Annotated in this window: 12 protein-coding genes and 2 tRNA genes; 7 read left to right on the top strand and 7 right to left on the bottom strand. The window is 63.9% G+C overall.

Translation table 11 applies throughout. The annotated features are described in order from the left end of the window. Window positions 1–59 precede the first annotated feature (59 nt). Window positions 60–1391, top strand: coding sequence for a chloride channel protein (locus BX591_RS23195; protein ID WP_111933643.1), 1332 nt, complete (start codon window positions 60–62; stop codon window positions 1389–1391). 119 nt (window positions 1392–1510) lie between these two features. Here the strand turns inward: BX591_RS23195 and BX591_RS23190 are convergent. Together BX591_RS23190 and BX591_RS23185 are read right to left on the bottom strand one after the other, a co-directional pair. After that, a tRNA-Leu gene (locus BX591_RS23190) sits at window positions 1511–1597 on the bottom strand. Window positions 1598–1835: 238 nt separating this feature from the next. After that, window positions 1836–1922: transfer RNA gene (locus tag BX591_RS23185), tRNA-Leu, on the bottom strand. A gap of 341 nt (window positions 1923–2263) precedes the next feature. On the opposite strand from BX591_RS23185, the gene rnr reads away from it, so the two are divergent. From rnr to rpiA, 3 genes are all read left to right on the top strand, one after another. Then, window positions 2264–4777, top strand: coding sequence for a ribonuclease R (rnr, locus tag BX591_RS23180; RefSeq protein ID WP_111933642.1), 2514 nt, complete (start codon window positions 2264–2266; stop codon window positions 4775–4777). Window positions 4778–4976: 199 nt separating this feature from the next. After that, the gene (gene rlmB / locus BX591_RS23175) at window positions 4977–5723 is read left to right on the top strand and encodes a 23S rRNA (guanosine(2251)-2'-O)-methyltransferase RlmB (RefSeq protein ID WP_111933641.1); all 747 of its coding nucleotides are present in this window, start codon (window positions 4977–4979) and stop codon (window positions 5721–5723) included. A 63-nt stretch (window positions 5724–5786) separates the two neighbouring features. Further along, window positions 5787–6482 (top strand): ribose-5-phosphate isomerase RpiA, encoded by a 696-nt coding sequence (gene rpiA / locus BX591_RS23170; RefSeq protein WP_111933640.1) that lies wholly within the window; start codon window positions 5787–5789, stop codon window positions 6480–6482. A gap of 143 nt (window positions 6483–6625) precedes the next feature. Here the strand turns inward: rpiA and BX591_RS23165 are convergent, their stop codons facing one another. Further along, complete coding sequence (locus tag BX591_RS23165; protein ID WP_111933639.1) at window positions 6626–7966, bottom strand: glycosyltransferase family 4 protein; 1341 nt, start codon at window positions 7964–7966, stop codon at window positions 6626–6628. Window positions 7967–8134: 168 nt separating this feature from the next. Here BX591_RS23165 and BX591_RS23160 point away from each other — a divergent pair, with 168 nt between their 5' ends. The 3 genes from BX591_RS23160 (at window position 8135) to BX591_RS23150 (ending at window position 10301) form a co-directional block, all read left to right on the top strand. Continuing rightward, complete coding sequence (locus BX591_RS23160; RefSeq protein ID WP_111933638.1) at window positions 8135–9352, top strand: glycosyltransferase family 4 protein; 1218 nt, start codon at window positions 8135–8137, stop codon at window positions 9350–9352. Window positions 9353–9441: 89 nt separating this feature from the next. Then, entirely contained in the window at window positions 9442–9882 is a 441-nt protein-coding gene (locus BX591_RS23155) for a type II toxin-antitoxin system HigB family toxin (RefSeq protein WP_244147095.1), read from the top strand. Next, window positions 9879–10301 (top strand): helix-turn-helix domain-containing protein, encoded by a 423-nt coding sequence (locus BX591_RS23150; protein ID WP_111933636.1) that lies wholly within the window; start codon window positions 9879–9881, stop codon window positions 10299–10301. Before BX591_RS23155 ends, BX591_RS23150 begins: the two co-directional genes overlap by 4 nt. A gap of 137 nt (window positions 10302–10438) precedes the next feature. Here BX591_RS23150 and BX591_RS23145 read toward each other — a convergent pair whose 3' ends face one another. The 4 genes from BX591_RS23145 to BX591_RS23130 are packed head-to-tail and all read right to left on the bottom strand — an operon-like array spanning window position 10439 to window position 16449. Beyond that, entirely contained in the window at window positions 10439–12841 is a 2403-nt protein-coding gene (locus BX591_RS23145; protein WP_111933635.1) for a polysaccharide biosynthesis tyrosine autokinase, read from the bottom strand. 22 nt (window positions 12842–12863) lie between these two features. Beyond that, entirely contained in the window at window positions 12864–14063 is a 1200-nt protein-coding gene (locus BX591_RS23140) for a polysaccharide biosynthesis/export family protein (RefSeq protein WP_111933634.1), read from the bottom strand. Between the two features lie 38 nt (window positions 14064–14101). Continuing rightward, on the bottom strand, window positions 14102–15052 hold the full coding sequence (locus BX591_RS23135; protein WP_176343116.1) for a glycosyltransferase family 2 protein: 951 nt from the start codon (window positions 15050–15052) through the stop codon (window positions 14102–14104). A gap of 2 nt (window positions 15053–15054) precedes the next feature. Further along, window positions 15055–16449: an undecaprenyl-phosphate glucose phosphotransferase gene (locus BX591_RS23130; protein WP_111933633.1), complete on the bottom strand. Its 1395-nt coding sequence runs from the start codon at window positions 16447–16449 to the stop codon at window positions 15055–15057. Window positions 16450–16467: the final 18 nt, after the last annotated feature.

Below are 16467 nucleotides of genomic sequence, written 5' to 3'. Positions count from 1 at the left end.
ATGTTGCGTTGCGAAATAACATGCCGGGATTCTCTCCACTTCGCTTTTGCCTACGCGCCATGTCCGTCAAATCCATCGCTTCACCATCCGTACGCCGCAACCAGGGCTCATTGCCGGCGTTGGCCGCGGTTACGTTGCTGACCGGTCTCGGCGCGGGTCTTGGCGGCATGTTGCTCGCGCTCCTGCTGCACGGCATTCAGCACCTCGCGTACGGTTATAGCGTCACGCATCTGATCAGCGGTGAAAGTTTTCTGCAGGGCGTGAGCGCGGCGGCGCCCGAGCGTCGCCTGCTGGTGCTGACGCTGTGCGGGTTGGTGGCGGGGTTCGGCTGGTGGGCGCTGTACCGTTTTGGCCGTCCGCTCGTGAGCATCCGGCAAGCCGTCAAATCCGACGATCCGTCCATGCCGCTGTTGAGCACGACCGTCCACGCCGTGCTGCAGATCGTCACCGTCGCCTTGGGTTCGCCGCTCGGCCGTGAGGTCGCGCCGCGTGAAATCGGCTCGATGCTGGCGGGCTGGTTGTCGCGGCGTGCGGGTTTGTCGGTCGCACAGAGCCGCATCATGGTGGCGTGCGGTGCGGGCGCGGGTCTCGCCGCGGTCTATAACGTGCCGCTCGGCGGCGCGGTGTTCGTGCTCGAAGTACTGCTCGGCATGTTCGGCTGGACGGCGTTGGTGCCGGCGATCGTGACGTCGGCGGTGGCCGCGCTGGTCGCGCAGGCGGGGTTGGGCAACGAGCATCAGTATCTGGTGCCGTCGCTGACGTTGAGCGCTTCGCTGGTGACGTGGTCGGTGGTGTGCGGGCCGATTTTCGGCGCAGCCGCATGGGGTTTCGCCGAACTCACGAAGCGTTCGCGCGCAGCGGCGCCGAAGGATTGGCGTCTGCCGGTGTTGTCGCTGTTGAACTTCGCGATCATCGGCGTGCTGGCCATGCATTTTCCGCAACTGCTCGGCAACGGCAAAGGACCGGCGGGTCTCGCGTTCGACGGCGGCTTGACGATCGGCCTCGCCGCGATGCTGCTGGTGCTGAAGGTCGTGATCACCGTCAGCAGTTTGCGCGCGGGCGCGGAGGGCGGCTTGCTGACGCCGGGGCTCGCGAATGGCGCCTTGCTCGCGATCGTGCTCGGCGGACTGTGGAGTCTGTTCTGGCCGGGCGCTTCGTTGGGCGGCTTCGCAGTGGTCGGCGCGACGGCGTTCCTGGCCGCGTCGATGCAGATGCCGATTACGGCGGTCGTGCTGATGTTCGAATTTACGCGTGTGAGCCAGGATTTTCTGGTCCCGGTGCTGTTCGCGGTCGGCGGTGCGTATCTGGGTTTTCAGGCCTGCGCGAAATGGTTGCCGTCGCTGCAGTTGGGTTTCGGTTTCAATGGCGGGGCGGGGAGTAACGCGCGATAGGGTCTTTTGCGCTGGCGAATATCGCGCTTGCTAAAATCTTTGGACAACAAAAAACCCCGTAAGACAATTAATCTTACGGGGTTTCTCGAACTACTTTCGGCTTAAGCCGGAACAACTTGTGGTGCCCAGGAGAGGACTCGAACCTCCACGGTGTTGCCACCGCTAGGACCTGAACCTAGTGCGTCTACCAATTCCGCCACCTGGGCACGTCTTCAAACTAGACCGCTATTTTAGCGTGAAGATTCAGCGTGTCAACCCTGCCGACAAACAAACTTCGCTGCTTCAATCGCCCGGTTAAATCGGGCGGCGAAGTGAGACTTCACCACCGACTACCGTCCTGCCAACTTCATGAAAACGAGCTGATCGGTTCCGAACAACATGAGCCGTATCAACCAGCCTCACACAAATAGTAAAGCCGCCCGGAGGCGGCTTTACTTTTGAATCTGGTGCCCAAGAGAGGACTCGAACCTCCACAGTGTTGCCACCGCTAGGACCTGAACCTAGTGCGTCTACCAATTTCGCCACCTGGGCAGGTGATGAACAGCAAAGAACGCCATTATAGCGACCGATTCAGGCCTGTCAAGCGTTTCTGGGAAGTTTCTAAGAACTTGCTTAAACATCGCGATAGCGGGTCCGCACGTCTTTCGCGGCGACGCCATATCGACGGCACAGCGACTATTGACGGGCCGCTTGGCGCGCGAGACGGGTGTTAGAATGCCTCGCAGTAGTTCGTTGGCACGGTGCACACACGCCCGTCGGACTCAGCCTTGAACGAGCCGGACCCGAGAGAGTCTTTCCTGTGCAATCGCAAGTGCAACTCAAGCGCCAAGCAAACGCTTCCTAAAGCCGAGCCACATCGCCGACCGACGTCCATGCAACGAGAAAAAATCATCGACAAGCCCTTGAGCAAATTCCCGTATCCGATTCCAAGCCGCGAAGAAATTCTGGGCGTCCTGCGCACGAGCGAAGCGCCACTTGCCGCGAACGACATCGCCGAAGCCCTGTCGATCAAACGCCAGGAACGCGAAGGATTTTTCAAGCGCTTAGGCGCCATGGAGCGCGACGGCCAGATCCGGCTCGATCAGCGCAATCTCTATCAACTCACGCATCCGTCGAACTTCGTCGCGGGCCGGGTACAAGGTCATCGCGACGGTTTCGGTTTCCTGATTCGCGACGACGGCCAGGACGATCTGTTCCTGCCCACCGGCGAAATGCAGAAGGTCATGCACAACGACCGCGTGCTTGCGCGCATCGTCGGCTATGACCGGCGTGGGCGTCCGGAAGGGCATGTCGTCGAGGTCACGGACCGCGCCAACAAGCGCGTGATCGGCCGTTTGCTGAGCGAGAACGGCGCGCTGATCGTGGCGCCTGAAGACAAGCGCATCGGCCATGACATCCTGATCCAGCAGAACACCAGGAAGGCCAAGGTCGGCCAGGTGGTGGTGGTCGAGCTGACCGATTTCCCGAGCCGTCATTCGCAGCCGCTCGGCCGCGTGGTGGAAGTGCTCGGCGATATCGACGACCCCGGCATGGAAATCGAAATCGCGGTGCGCAAATACGGCGTGCCGCACGAGTTCAGCCAGGCCGCGCTCGACGAAGCCGCCAAACTCCCTGACGAAGTGCGCCCGGTCGACGCGCGGCATCGCATCGATCTGCGCGACGTGCCGCTCGTCACGATCGACGGCGAAGACGCCCGCGACTTCGACGACGCCGTGTACTGCGAGCCGGTGCAGGTGGGTCGTGGCGAGGGCTTCCGTCTGATCGTCGCGATCGCGGACGTGTCGCATTACGTGCATCCGAAGAGCGGGCTCGACGCCGACGCGATCGAACGCAGCACCTCGGTGTATTTCCCGCGCCGGGTGATTCCAATGCTGCCGGAGAAACTGTCGAACGGCTTGTGTTCGCTGAATCCGCACGTCGACCGTTGCGTGCTGGTGTGCGACATGATCGTCACCGCACGTGGCGAAGTGAAGGCGTATCAGTTCTATCCCGGCGTGATCAATTCCGCCGCGCGTCTGACCTATACGGAAGTCGCCGCGGTGCTGAAAAACACCAAAGGTCCGGAGGCCACGCGCCGCGCTGCGTTACTGCCGCAGTTGCAGAATCTGTACGGCGTCTACAAGTCGCTGTTCGCGGCGCGTCAGAAACGCGGCGCGATCGACTTCGACACGACCGAGACTTACATCGTCTGCAATGCGCAGGGCAAGATCGAACAGATCATCCCGCGCACCCGCAACGACGCGCACAAGCTGATCGAGGAATGCATGCTGGCCGCGAACGTCTGCGCGGCCGACTTCCTCAAGCGCAACAAGCATCCGGGTCTGTTCCGCGTCCACGCGGGTCCGACCGCTGAAAAGCTCGAGAATCTGCGCACGTTCCTGCGCGGTATGGGCCTTTCGCTAGCCGGCGGCGACAAACCGCATGCCAGCGACTACGCCGCGCTGATGGCGCAGATCCGCGAGCGGCCCGACGCGCAGATGCTGCAAACCATGCTGCTGCGCTCCATGCAGCAAGCGGTCTACAGCCCGGACAACATCGGCCACTTCGGTCTCGCGTATGAGGCGTATGCCCACTTCACGAGTCCGATCCGCCGTTATCCCGACCTGCTCACGCACCGCGCGATCTACGCGATCCTGCAGGGCCGCAAGTATCAGCCGGAGCCGCCGCAAGGCGTCGAGTTGAATACGGCGCTGTCGCCGCGTGCTCGCGCCATGCAGCAGTCCGACGAGGAAAAACGCGGCCGCGCGCGCGCGAACAACGTGGCGATCTGGGAAGAGCTCGGGCTGCATTGCTCGGCCAACGAACGCCGCGCCGACGAAGCCTCGCGCGACGTCGAAGCCTGGCTGAAGTGCTACTTCATGCGCGACAAGCTCGGCGAAGAGTACGGCGGCATGGTGAACGGCGTCACGTCGTTCGGCATTTTCGTGCAGCTCGATTCGCTCTTTATCGAGGGCCTCGTGCACGTCACCGAACTCGGCTCGGATTACTTCCAGTACGACGAGATCAAGAACGAGTTGCGCGGCGAGCGTACCGGCATCCGCTACCGTTTGTCGGACCGTGTGCGCGTGCAGGTGAGCCGCGTCGATCTGGATGCGCGCAAGATCGACTTCCGCCTCGTGCGCGATACGCCGATCAAGCCGCCGGCAGCGCGTGCGGCGTTGGCCGACAAGTCGTCGGGTGAAAGCGGCGGGGCGCGCGTGCGCTCGTTGCCGCCCATGGACGGTGGCGCCGGTGGTAACGCCTCCGCGCCGGGAGCACGGCGCAAGAAGGCCGCGCCTGCGCAAACCGCTGCGGTCAAGGAAGCACGCGCGGCGCGCGGCGCGGCGAAGAAGCATGGCGCTGCGGCCAAACCGGCAGCGAAATCGCAGGCTCGCAAGAAGCGCTGAAGCGGCCTTGTTTTAGAACCGCGCGCATCGGGTACGGAGCAACGTACCGGTTGCGCGCGGTGTTCGTTTTAACGCGGTCAAGTACTCGAGCGAAACCTGCAAACGGGTGGCGTAACGAAGCGCCTTGCCAAATACTCAAGCTCGTCTTCATCACAGCAGCGCGCGTTGCAGTCGCGCTCAATCAAAGGTTGTATCAGTCATGTCACGTCTCAAGGTTTTATACGGTTTCCACGCAGTGACCGCGCGTATGCGTCACGACGCGTCGACGGTCGAAGAGGTCTATTACGACGCCACGCGCAAGGATCGTCGCATGACCGAGTTTCTGCACGCGGCGAAAGAAGCCGGCGTGCGTCTGATCGCCGCCGACGAAACGCGTCTGTGGGGCCTCTCGCACACGGAGCGTCACCAGGGCGTGGTTGCGCGCGCAACCGACATGCCGCTCGCGCAGAACCTCGCGGAACTGCTCGACGGTATCAACGGTTCGGCGCTGATTCTGGTGCTGGACGGCGTGACCGATCCGCACAACCTCGGCGCGTGTCTGCGGGTGGCGGATGCCGCTGGCGCGCATGCGGTGATTGCGCCGCGCGATCGCGCGGTCGGATTGAACGCGACGGCGGCGAAGGTCGCGAGCGGCGCCGCCGACACGGTGCCGTACATCACCGTGACGAACCTGGCGCGCGCGCTGCGTGAGTTGAAAGATGCCGGCGTGTGGGTGGTCGGCACGGCGGACGAGGCGACCAAGAGCCTGTACGAAACGGAACTGGATGGCCCGGTCGCGTTGGTGATGGGTGCGGAAGGCGAGGGCATGCGCCGTCTCACGCGCGACACCTGCGATATGGTCATGCAGATTCCCATGGCGGGGACGGTGGAGAGTCTGAATGTTTCCGTGGCGAGCGGCGTGTGTCTGTACGAAGCCGTGCGTCAGCGGTCGGTGAAGAAGAAGTAATCCCCGAGCGCGCGTAGGTCACTCCGGTAAACTAGCGGTTTTTACTGCAAGCCAGCCTCTCCCATGACTCAAGACGAACTCAAGCAACTGGTCGGCCAGGCCGCCGCCGACTACGTGAACGCCACCGTGCCCGAAGGCTCGATCATCGGTGTCGGCACCGGCTCCACCGCGAACTGTTTCATCGACGCGTTGGCCGCCAGCAAGTCGCGCTATCGCGGCGCGGTGTCGAGCTCGCTCGCCACCACCGCGCGTTTGCAATCGCACGGCTTCAAGGTGCTCGACCTGAACGAAATCGATTCGCTGCGCGTGTACGTGGACGGCGCCGACGAGATCGACCACAGCGGCGCGATGATCAAGGGCGGCGGCGGCGCGCTGACGCGCGAGAAAATCGTCGCGTCGGTGTCGGACGTATTCGTCTGCATTGCAGATGCGAGCAAGCTGGTCGACACGCTCGGCAACTTCCCGCTGCCGATCGAAGTGGTGCCGATGGCGCGTACCGCGATCGGCCGCCGCATCACCGCGCTCGGCGGTGTGCCGGTCGTCCGTGTGACGAAAGAAGGTGTGCCGTTCATTACCGATAACGGTAACGAAATCATCGATGTCAAAGGTCTGCGCATTAGCGACCCGCGCGCGCTGGAAATGCATATCAACGCATGGCCGGGTGTGGTGACCGTAGGTCTGTTCGCGGGACGTGGCGCGAATCTGTGCCTGCTCGGCACGGACACCGGCGTTGAAACGATCGAGTACGGCCGGGACTGATCGAGCTTCGATTGAACCGCGCGTGAGTCTGTCGAGAAAGGCTCACGCGCGTATTCTTCAGTGGGTTTCCTTCCAGAAGCCCACGGCGGTTAGCCCATCTACTGGCGCCGCGTCCCGCGCACCAACCCACGCTTCTACCCACCTCAACGCGCAGCCTGCCGGATCGCCTGCGTCATCTTCTCCAGATACTGCTCCACCGAAAACGCCGACCGTGCATCGTCCCGCGCCTGTCGCGCAAGCCGCTGCGCGAGGACGGGATCGGCTCGCAACGCGTCGATCGCCTTCACCAATGCGTCGACATCGCCAGGCTCCACCAGCCAGCCATTCTGCCGATGCCGCACGATCTCGGTCACGCCACCCGCCGCCGCCGCAATCACCGGACGCGCTGCCGCCATGCCTTCGACGATCACCCGCCCAAACGGCTCCGGTTCCGTCGACGTATGCAGGATCACATCCATCGCGCTCATCCACGCGGGCACGTCGTCCTGAAAGCCCGCGAAATGGACACGATCCGCAATGCCGAGCGCGGCTGCCTGTTCGTGTAAACGCTGCGCGTACGCGTCCTCGCCGAACAGCGGTGCGCCGACCAGCACCAGATGCGCGTCGGGCAAACGGGCGATGGCGTCGAGCGCGATATGCTGGCCTTTCCACGGCGCGAGCCGGCTGAACAGACCCGCGAGCCATGCATCGGCGGGCAGACCGAGCCGTCGCCGCAACGGGGCGACGCCGGTACCGTCGGCGCCATCGGCACCTTCCACAAGACTGAACGCGGCCGCATCGATGCCGTTGTAGATCACCGGTACCGAGTCCGCCGCCATACCCGTCAACGCCGCGAGCGAGCGCGCCGAGGCCTGCGAATTCACCACCACCTGATCGACCGCGAAACGCACCAGCCATTTGACGACATTCAACTGCACGCGGCCGAAATGGTTGCGCGTGAGAATATCGTGCTGATACCAGATGACTGGTTTGCGATGCAGCGGTTTGCCGAGCACGCCGAGCACCAGCGCCTTTTGCGTATTGAGAAACAGCACGTCGAAATGGCGTGCGCGCGCGGCGATCGCCCGTACCTGGCGAAACATGCCGGGTATGACGCGCAGACAGGCGAGGCCCGAAGCCTGCCGCGCGATGCCGGAGACGCGCGCGTCGTTGATCACCTGCACGCGCGCGCCGAGCGCTTCGAGCCGCGTACGGAACGGGCCGTCGGACAACAGCACGACTTCGCTATGAGCGGCGCAGTGTCCGGCCAGTTGCAGTAGTGCGAATTCGGCGCCGCCGAGTTCGCCGCTTTGATCGACGAACAGCACGCTCGGCGACCCGGCTGCGGCACACATGCCTTTGATTGCCGCCACGTCCGCAGCAGGAGGCGCAACAGGCACAGCAGAAGCCCCCAACGCATTCGACGCAGCGGTCGACTCGATCGATACGGGCGGAATACGCGGCAAAGCATGGGCAAGAGGCGAAGCGTCGATCGTCGGGCGCATAGGAAGGCGAGTGATTGAGAAGCGTGGATTCGCAAGAGGCGAAGCGCGAGACTCAATTATTCGCGCACTGTCGCGTGTCGAATGTGGGCACGCGCACGCACGGCAAACGATGCGCCACATACACTCTTCGCTAAGCCCTGGAGGCGTCTATCAATAGGTGGGGAGATCATGAGAGTGGCGATCGTGCACGACTGGCTCGTCGCACCGGGTGGCGCCGAGAAGGTGCTCGAACAGATCATCGAATGTTTTCCCGACGCGGATCTTTTCAGTCTTGTCGACTTCCTCGAAGACCGCAGACCGCTCGGCGGCAAGCCCGTCACCACGTCGTTCATTCAGCGTCTGCCGTTCGCCCGGCGGCGTTATCGCGCGTATCTGGCGCTGATGCCGCTCGCGGTCGAGCAGTTCGATCTGTCCGGCTACGATCTGATCATTACGAGCTCCTACGCGGTCGCCAAGGGTGTGCTGGTCGGCCCGGATCAAACCCACGTGAGCTACGTGCATTCGCCCATGCGCTACGCGTGGGATCTGCAGCATCAATATCTGCGTGAAGCGAATCTGCTGAGCGGCCCGAAGTCATGGGCCGCGCGCGCGTTGCTGCACTATCTGCGCGGCTGGGACTCGCATTCGGCGAATGGCGTCGACCGCCTGATCGCCAATTCGCAATTCGTCGCGCGGCGTGTGATGAAAACTTACCGGCGCGACGCGGCCGTGGTACCGCCGCCGGTCGACGTGCACGAATTCGAACTGTGCACGAACAAGGAAGACTTCTATCTGACCGCGTCGCGAATGGTGCCGTATAAGCGCATCGATCTGATCGTCGAGACGTTCAGCGCGACGCCGCACCGCAAACTGATCGTGATCGGCGACGGGCCGGAAATGGCGGCGATTCGCGCCAAGGCCGGCCCGAACGTGACGATTCTCGGCTACCAGCCGTTCGAGGTGCTCAAGGATCATTTGCAACGCGCGCGCGCGTTCGTGTTCGCCGCCGAGGAAGACTTCGGCATCGTGCCGCTCGAGGCCCAGGCATGCGGCACGCCCGTGATCGCCTACGGCAAGGGCGGCGCGCTCGAAACGGTGGTGCCGATCGGCGAGCCGCATCCCACGGGCGTGTATTTCGCGCGCCAGACCGTGGTGTCGATGCTCGGCGCGATCGACCGCTTCGAACGGCAAAGTGATCAGATCACGCCGGCCGCCTGTCGCGCGAACGCCGAGCGTTTTTCGGCTGCGGTGTTCCGGCGCGCGTTCATGGCCGAAGTGACGCGCACGATCGCCGCGGGCGGGCTGCGCCAACGACTCGGTCTCGTGGAACGCAACGAGGTCGATCTGGCCGCGCCCGAACTGGGATGGCCTGGCGAACCGGCACAGGAAAGCAGTTGGGGACGTTGAAGCACGCGGTCGCGTCGATTCGCGGCTAGGTGACGTCGCCAGATTGTCTCATTATTCGCGTCTTGCGAAGTTCGCGTTACGCGGATAAAATGCTTTCTGTCGTATCGCAGTACCCGACCAGCAGGCCTTTGTCTTATGCCATCCGGCCAGCTATCGGCGTCGTACCGTACTGTTTAGCCTTGCAGGTAGAGCGTGCATGTTCAGCACGCCAAACCATGCGAGGAAATCCAATGCGGGTCATTTCAAAGAAAGCGTTGCTGGACTTTATAAACAGACATCCGGGCGCGCGCAGTGCGCTAATGACGTGGTATTCACTGGCGCAGGCTTGCCTCGCGTATGGCTATAACGACCTGAAGCAGACGTTCGCCTCCGCGGACTACGTGCCGCCGCAATACACCGTTTTCGATGTAGGCGGCAACCGGTTCCGGATCGTCGCGGCGATTCACTACAACAGGCAGTCGTTATTCGTTCGTCACGTATTGACGCATGCGGAGTACGACCTTTGGACGAGGAAGAATTTAAACTCATGAATGCCGATCGCCTTCCGGGAGCTTTTCCCGACATCGCTCAAACCTGGGCCTCGCTGCAAACCCAGTTGCCGATCACGCCCATCCGCAGCGAATTGGACTACCAGCAGATGGTGCGCCTCGCCAACTCGCTTGCCGATCACCTGAATGGCACTGAAGAGGACCCGCTCTCCGATCTGTTCGCGATCGTGACCGACCTGATCGAACGCTGGGAAGAGCAGCACGTCGAGATTCCTAAAGCCGAACCGCGGGAGGTGCTGCGGCATCTGCTGGAAACGCACGGGCTCAAGCAGAAGGATCTGATGGGTATCGCTTCGCCCACCGTGGTGAGCGATATCCTGGCCGGCCGGCGGGCAATCAGCAAAAAAGTCGCCAAAGCGTTGGCCGTGCGTTTTCATACCGACGTCAGCGCGTTTCTGTAGAAACGGCACAGCGTGGTTTGCGTGCTGCGCACGCAAACCACGCCGCTCCGGCGTCGAGTGAATGGAAAGGGGCTGCGCCTGATTCAGGCGCAGCCCCTTTTTGGTGGAGGTTCTCTCAACCTACCCGGCAACCCGGTCTATTGCGGCGCATCGATATCCGGCGGATCGCCGGCGGAATACGTGTAGGCGTACGCGTAGTCATAGGTGCCGTTGCGATTGTGGCTCTTCAAAGGCACCGCATTCATCACGCCGCCCACCACGCGGGCGCGCGCGCGCCGCAGTTTCTTCAGCGCTTCGGCCAGGTGTCCTTCGGTGTGAGCGCCGGCGCGCATCACCAGCACCGTCGAGCCGGCCAGATTGGCCACCACCGCGGCATCGGCCACGGCCAGCAGCGGCGGCGTGTCGACGATCACCAGATCGAACTCCTGCTCGAAGCGCGCGAGGATTTCGCTGAAGCGCGCCGACGTTAACAACTCCGACGGATTCGGCGGATAAGCGCCCGCCGCGATGAAGTGCAAGCCGTCCACGCCGGTGGCGCGCGCCGCGGTTTCCAGATCGACCTGACCCGTCAGCAGTTCGGTCAGCCCGCCATGCGGCGAGCGGCCGAGATATTGCGCGAGCCGGCCGCGTCGCAGGTCGGCGTCGATCAGCAGCACGCGCTTGCCGGACTCCGCGATCAGCGCGGCGAGGTTCGCGCACAGGAAGCTTTTGCCGTCCGACGGTGCCGGGCTCGTGATCGCGACGATACGGTTCGGCGCTTCGAGCAGGCCGAACTGCAGCGTGGCGCGTAGCCCGCGCAAGCCTTCCACCGTCGAATCGTACGGATGCGTCTTGACCAGCAGCGGCCGCGTCGGCGTTTTGCCCGACGAAATCACGGTCTGCGTGCCGACCGGCACGCTGGCGCGGCGGCGCGCCTTGCTTACTGCCGCCGTCGCGCCGGGGCGCAGCCGCGCGATCACGCCCGACGGCAACGCGGGCACCTCGGTCGGCGTGGAGCGCGGCGCGGGCAGGGCGGCCCGGCGCTGGGCGCTCAACTGCTTGTCGGCGCGCGCCTGTTCCGGACTGAAGGCGATCGAGCCGAAAATCGGCAACTGAAAACGCCGCTCGACGAACTCGGGATCGGCCACGCCGGTGAAGAACGTGCGGCGGCAAAACGCGAACAGAATGCCGCCGATCACACCGAGCAGCGTGCCTGCCGAAATAATCAGCGCGGATTTCGGTCGCACCGGCTGCGACGGCAGCAACGCGTCGTCGATGATGTGCACGTTGCCGATCGTCCCGGCACGCGAAATCGACAGCTCCTGGGTTTTGTTCAGCAGCGCCACGTAGATTTCCTCGGCGACCTTGGCGTCGCGTTGCAAAGCGAGGGCATTGCGCTCGGAACTCGGCAGCGTGGTGAAGTGATCTTCGAAGCGCGCTTTCTCGCGTGTCAACGCGGCCATTTGCGCATCGACCTGCTGCACTTCCGGCGCTTCCTGCGTGAAGCGTTGCAGCAGTTGCGCGCGCTGAATGCGCAACGTCGCGATCTGCTTCTCGTAATCGAGGCCACCGGCGAGATACACGCCGGCTTCCTGAGTCGGCTGGAACGAACCCACTTTCGACTGATACTGCGACAGCGCGGTCTCCGCCTTCTTCACCTCGTCGCGCAGATGCGGCAATTCGCTGTTCAGGAACGTGAGCATATGGCTCGCTTCTTCCTGCGCGCGTTCGGTGCGCTGCGCCAGATACGAGGCGGCCACCGCGTTGGTGATCGCGGTGATCGCGTGCGGATCGGTGCCCATGTACGACAGTTGCACGACGCCGGTGTCGCGGCCTTTCTCGCTGACCTGCAGGCCGGCGGCGAGACCGGACACGGCGTCGAGCTGGTTGAAGCGCGTCACGTAGAAGGTCGTGCCGGGGCGCGCCACGAGCTTCCTGACGAACAGCGTGACGTCGCCGCCGGTCGCGGGCTGGCCGGCCACGCCGGTCAGGATCTCCTGGCCGTACGCATCGGTAAGTTGATAACGGCCTTCGTCGAGGACATGCAGCGTCAGCCGCGCGCCTTCGAGCGCTTTCGGCACCGTGATCGAATCGACCTCGAATTGCTCGCCGCCCCATGCATACGAACGCATGCCGAGGAAGGCGCCGAGCGGCTGTCCCGGATGAGTGAACATCGACGTGATCTTGCCGAGCACCGGCATGGTCTTCGCCGCCGTGCTGAAGTTCAGCTTGAACTGCTCGACCACCGGCTCGACCACCGCGCGGCTCTTGATGATTTCGATCTCGGCGTCGGTATGCATCGGGCCGGCGGTCGGCACGAGCGACGGCGAATTCGGGTTCTGCGCGCCGCCGTTATTGCTTTGCGTGTCGACCTGCAACAGGGCGTCGGCGGAATAGATCGGGGTGGCGATCTTCGTATAGATCACCGCGGCCAGAATGATGCTGCCGGCAATACCCAGCACCCACCAGATCTGATCCATCACCGTGCGCAGCAGATCGCGCATCACCGCGTCTTCGTCGCCGCCGGGCGGTCCCGGCTCCAGCATGTCGTACGTACTCATAGGAGACTCCGTTGCGTGCGCGTCATCGGGAGAGCTGCACGGTGTAGAACAGCGACTGCAGCGTCGGCGTGATCTGTTCGAGCGCACGGTTGAAGCGCGCCGCATTCGAGACCTGCACGTACACCACGTCCTTCGGTTGCAATTCGAACTTGGTCATCAGCATCAGCGCGTCGACCTGGGTCATGTCGAGCTGATAGACATCCGGCGTGAGCGTTTTGTCGGCCCCGCGCACCACGTAGACAAAACGCGGGTCGCCGGTCTTGACGTCGAGGCTGCCTGCGCCCGTGAGCGCGTCGGCGAGCGTCAGGCGGCCGCGGTTCATCGGCAGCGAGGTCGGCTTGTTGACTTCGCCGAGCACGAACACGCGGCTGTTCGAGCGGTCGGGCACGTCGATGATGTCGCCGTCCTTGAGCAGCACGTTCTGCTGCGGATCGCCGGTTTCGAGCAGCGCGGCGACGTCGACGGTGTAGCGTTTGCCGTTGCGCGTCACGCCGACGTTCTGCAGGTCCGCGTCGGGCAACGCGCCGCCCGCGCGATTGATGGCATCGAGCACGGTGAGCGGCGCGTCGGTGATCGCTTCCGAAGCCGGCGTGCGCAGGTTGCCGGTGACCTGCACCGACTGGCTGTTGAAGCCCGAGACGCGCACGTCGAGCTGCGGATCGCGAATGGTCTTCGACAGACGCTTCGTCAACATTTCCTGAACCTGCTGCGCGTCCAGGCCTTGCACCTTGATGCGGCCCACGCGCGGGAAGAAGATCGTGCCGTTGTTGGCGACCCGCACCGCGAGACCCCCTTCGCCGCCGCCCGTCAGCGCCGGCGCGATGGGGGTCGCGCCTTGCGTCTGCGTCGGTCCGGGCGAGGGCGCCGCGCTGCTGCCGGCGCCTGGCAGCGGCGGCAGGCTCGCCACGCCGGTGCCGCCGCCGGTCAGTTCCGGGTGATCCCAGACGATGATGCTCAACTGGTCGCCGATACCCAGCCGGTAGTCGTAGCCCGCGCGGGTCTGGGCGCTCAGGCACGACAACGGGCAGACGGCCGGCACCGCCGCCGCGCGCTGCTGGCGGAAGTACGCGACGTCGATCGCATGCACCGGAAACTTGTCCGCGGTCTGCTCGGGCGGCGCGGGCGGTGTCAGGCGGTTGGTGTCGAGATACGGCCCCGGCGCCAGCGAACAGGCGCATAGAGATGCCGCCGCGAGCCCGGCGGCGATCGTCTTGATAGTCATTGTTTGGTCCCTCGCGTGAAGCCTGTGCGCCATGCTCTTCAACGCACCGCTTCCTGCCATGCCCCGCGCATTGCGCGTAAACCGACCCACCATTTGCGCAGCGCCAGTACCACGCCGCCGCGCTCGAATGCCAGCGACAACGCGCGCACGAAACCCGGGTCCGCGCGGTTGCCGATCAGCGTCGAGTACGCGACGAATGCCCATCGGCCCGCAGGCGTCAAGGTTTCGCACATGATGAGTCGGAGATTAAAAGACGCGTTATAGAAAGCCGCGTCGTTGAATGCGAAGCGTTGGTCGTCGTCGAAACGTTCCGCGGGGTAATGATCGACGGCCACCCGCGGGTCGTACATCAGCTTCCAGCCGGCGTGCTTGACGCTCAGGCTGAACGCCATGTCGTTATGAACCTGCGCGCCGGTGCCGCGCAGACGCACGTCGAAACGCAGCGCGCGCACCGCGTCGCGCCGGTAGCTCATGTTCGCGCCCTTCAGAATGTCGACTTCGCGTGCGTCGCCGACGCCGAGGTGATGATTGCCGGTGATCATGCCGGCTGCCGTGACCTTGCCCACGCGCTGCCGTTCGCCGTCCAGCACGCGGCCTTTTTCATGCACCCAGTCGCGTCCGCCGAGGCCGCCCAGACGAGGGTCGTCCTCGAACGCGGCAGCGATCCGCGCCACCCAGTCGGCGTGCGGCGCGGCGTCGTCGTCGGTGATGGCGAGCACGTCGCCGCCGGCGGCATCGAGCCCGCGATTGAGCGCCGCGACCTGGCCCGGCACATCGACCAGCGCCACCGTGAGCGGCAGCTTGCCCGGCACGGCCGGATCGCGCAGCGCGGCGTGCGTCATGGCGTCGTCGCCGCGCGCTATCACGATGACTTCGTCCGGCGCGCGCGATTGTCGTTGCAACGCCGCGAGGCAGCGCGTGAGGTCGGCCGGCCGGCGATAGGTCGGCACGATCACGGAGACTTTCAGCAACGGTTTCCCGAGTGGCATGGTCAGAATGCGTTGTGGCCGACAAAGCCTTTGAAAATCGTGATCAGCACGATCTTCATGTCGAACCAGAACGACCAGTTATGGATATAGAACAGATCGAACTTGACGCGCGCCTCCATCTTTTCCACCTTGGTGGTGGCGCCGCGATAGCCGTTCACCTGGGCCCAGCCGGTAATGCCCGGCTTGATGCGGTAGCGATACATGTAGCCGTACACCTGATCCTTGTAGAGATCGTCGTGTTCGACCGCGTGCGGACGCGGACCGACCACCGACATCTGTCCGAGCAGCACGTTGAGAAACTGCGGCAACTCGTCGAGGCTGGTGCGGCGCATGAAGCTGCCGAGTTTCGTGACGCGCATGTCGTGACGCGTGGCCTGCGTGATCTGGCCATGTGCTTCGTGATGCACGGTCATCGAACGGAATTTGTAGATCGCGAACGGCTGGCCGTCCACGCCTTTGCGCGTCTGGCGGAAGAACACCGGTCCCGGCGAACTCAGCTTGATGCCGATCGCGAGCACCACGAACACCGGCGCGAGCGCGAGCAGCGCGGCCGCCGCGAACAGCCGGTCGAAGATCAGCTTGGGCCACATTTGCGGCGACGAGAAGGGCGTTGCGCTCAGATTCAGCGTCGGTAAACCGACCACGTCGACCAGCGCATGGTTGAACAGCGACAGGCTGCGCACGTCCGGAATGAAACGGAGATTCACGAAGTCGTTCCTGAAGAGCCGCGTGAACCGGTAGATGGTGTGTTCCTCCGAGAGCGGCAACGCGAGCCACACTTCGTTCACATGTTCGTCGCGCACCTTGTTGACGAACATATTCAGATCGGTCAGCACCGGCAGGCGTTTCATTCGCGCGCCATGGGCGCCGGTGCCGTCGATGCGCGTGTCGCTCGTATCGAACACGCAGACCGGTTTGAAGCCCGCTTGCGGCGCGTGCTCCAGATGGGCGAGCAGCGTGCGCGAGAAGCCGGGCGCCCCGACGATCGCGACGGTGCGAAAGTTCATGCCGCGACGGCGCACGCTGCGCAGCGCCACGTGCACGACGCACTTGGTGACGACGATCAACGCGCCGGAAATCAGCGTCGAATAGCCGAACCATAAACGCGACACCGCGTCCATGCGATGCAGCGTGAACGCCAGCACCAGGGCGGTGGCGACGACCACCAGCCAGGCGGCGGCGACGCGCGCCAGCATCGAGCTCAAGGCTTTGCCGCGCCACGTGTCATACACACCGAAGCCGGGGAACAGCAGCAGCACCAGCACGCAGTTGAAGGCGATCAACAGGCGCTCGGTGTCGGACAACGCGATCGGCGTCGAAAAGCGCATCCAGTGAGCGAGCAGGCCTCCCGCAATCACGAAGAGTGCATCGAGGCATCGCGCAGTATTCCTGAACATGATTGAAATCACCCGATA

This window comes from Paraburkholderia bryophila (assembly GCF_003269035.1).
GTDB lineage: Bacteria > Pseudomonadota > Gammaproteobacteria > Burkholderiales > Burkholderiaceae > Paraburkholderia > Paraburkholderia bryophila.
Note: the sequence above shows the minus strand (reverse complement) of the source record. Positions and strands in the feature narration are given on the sequence as shown.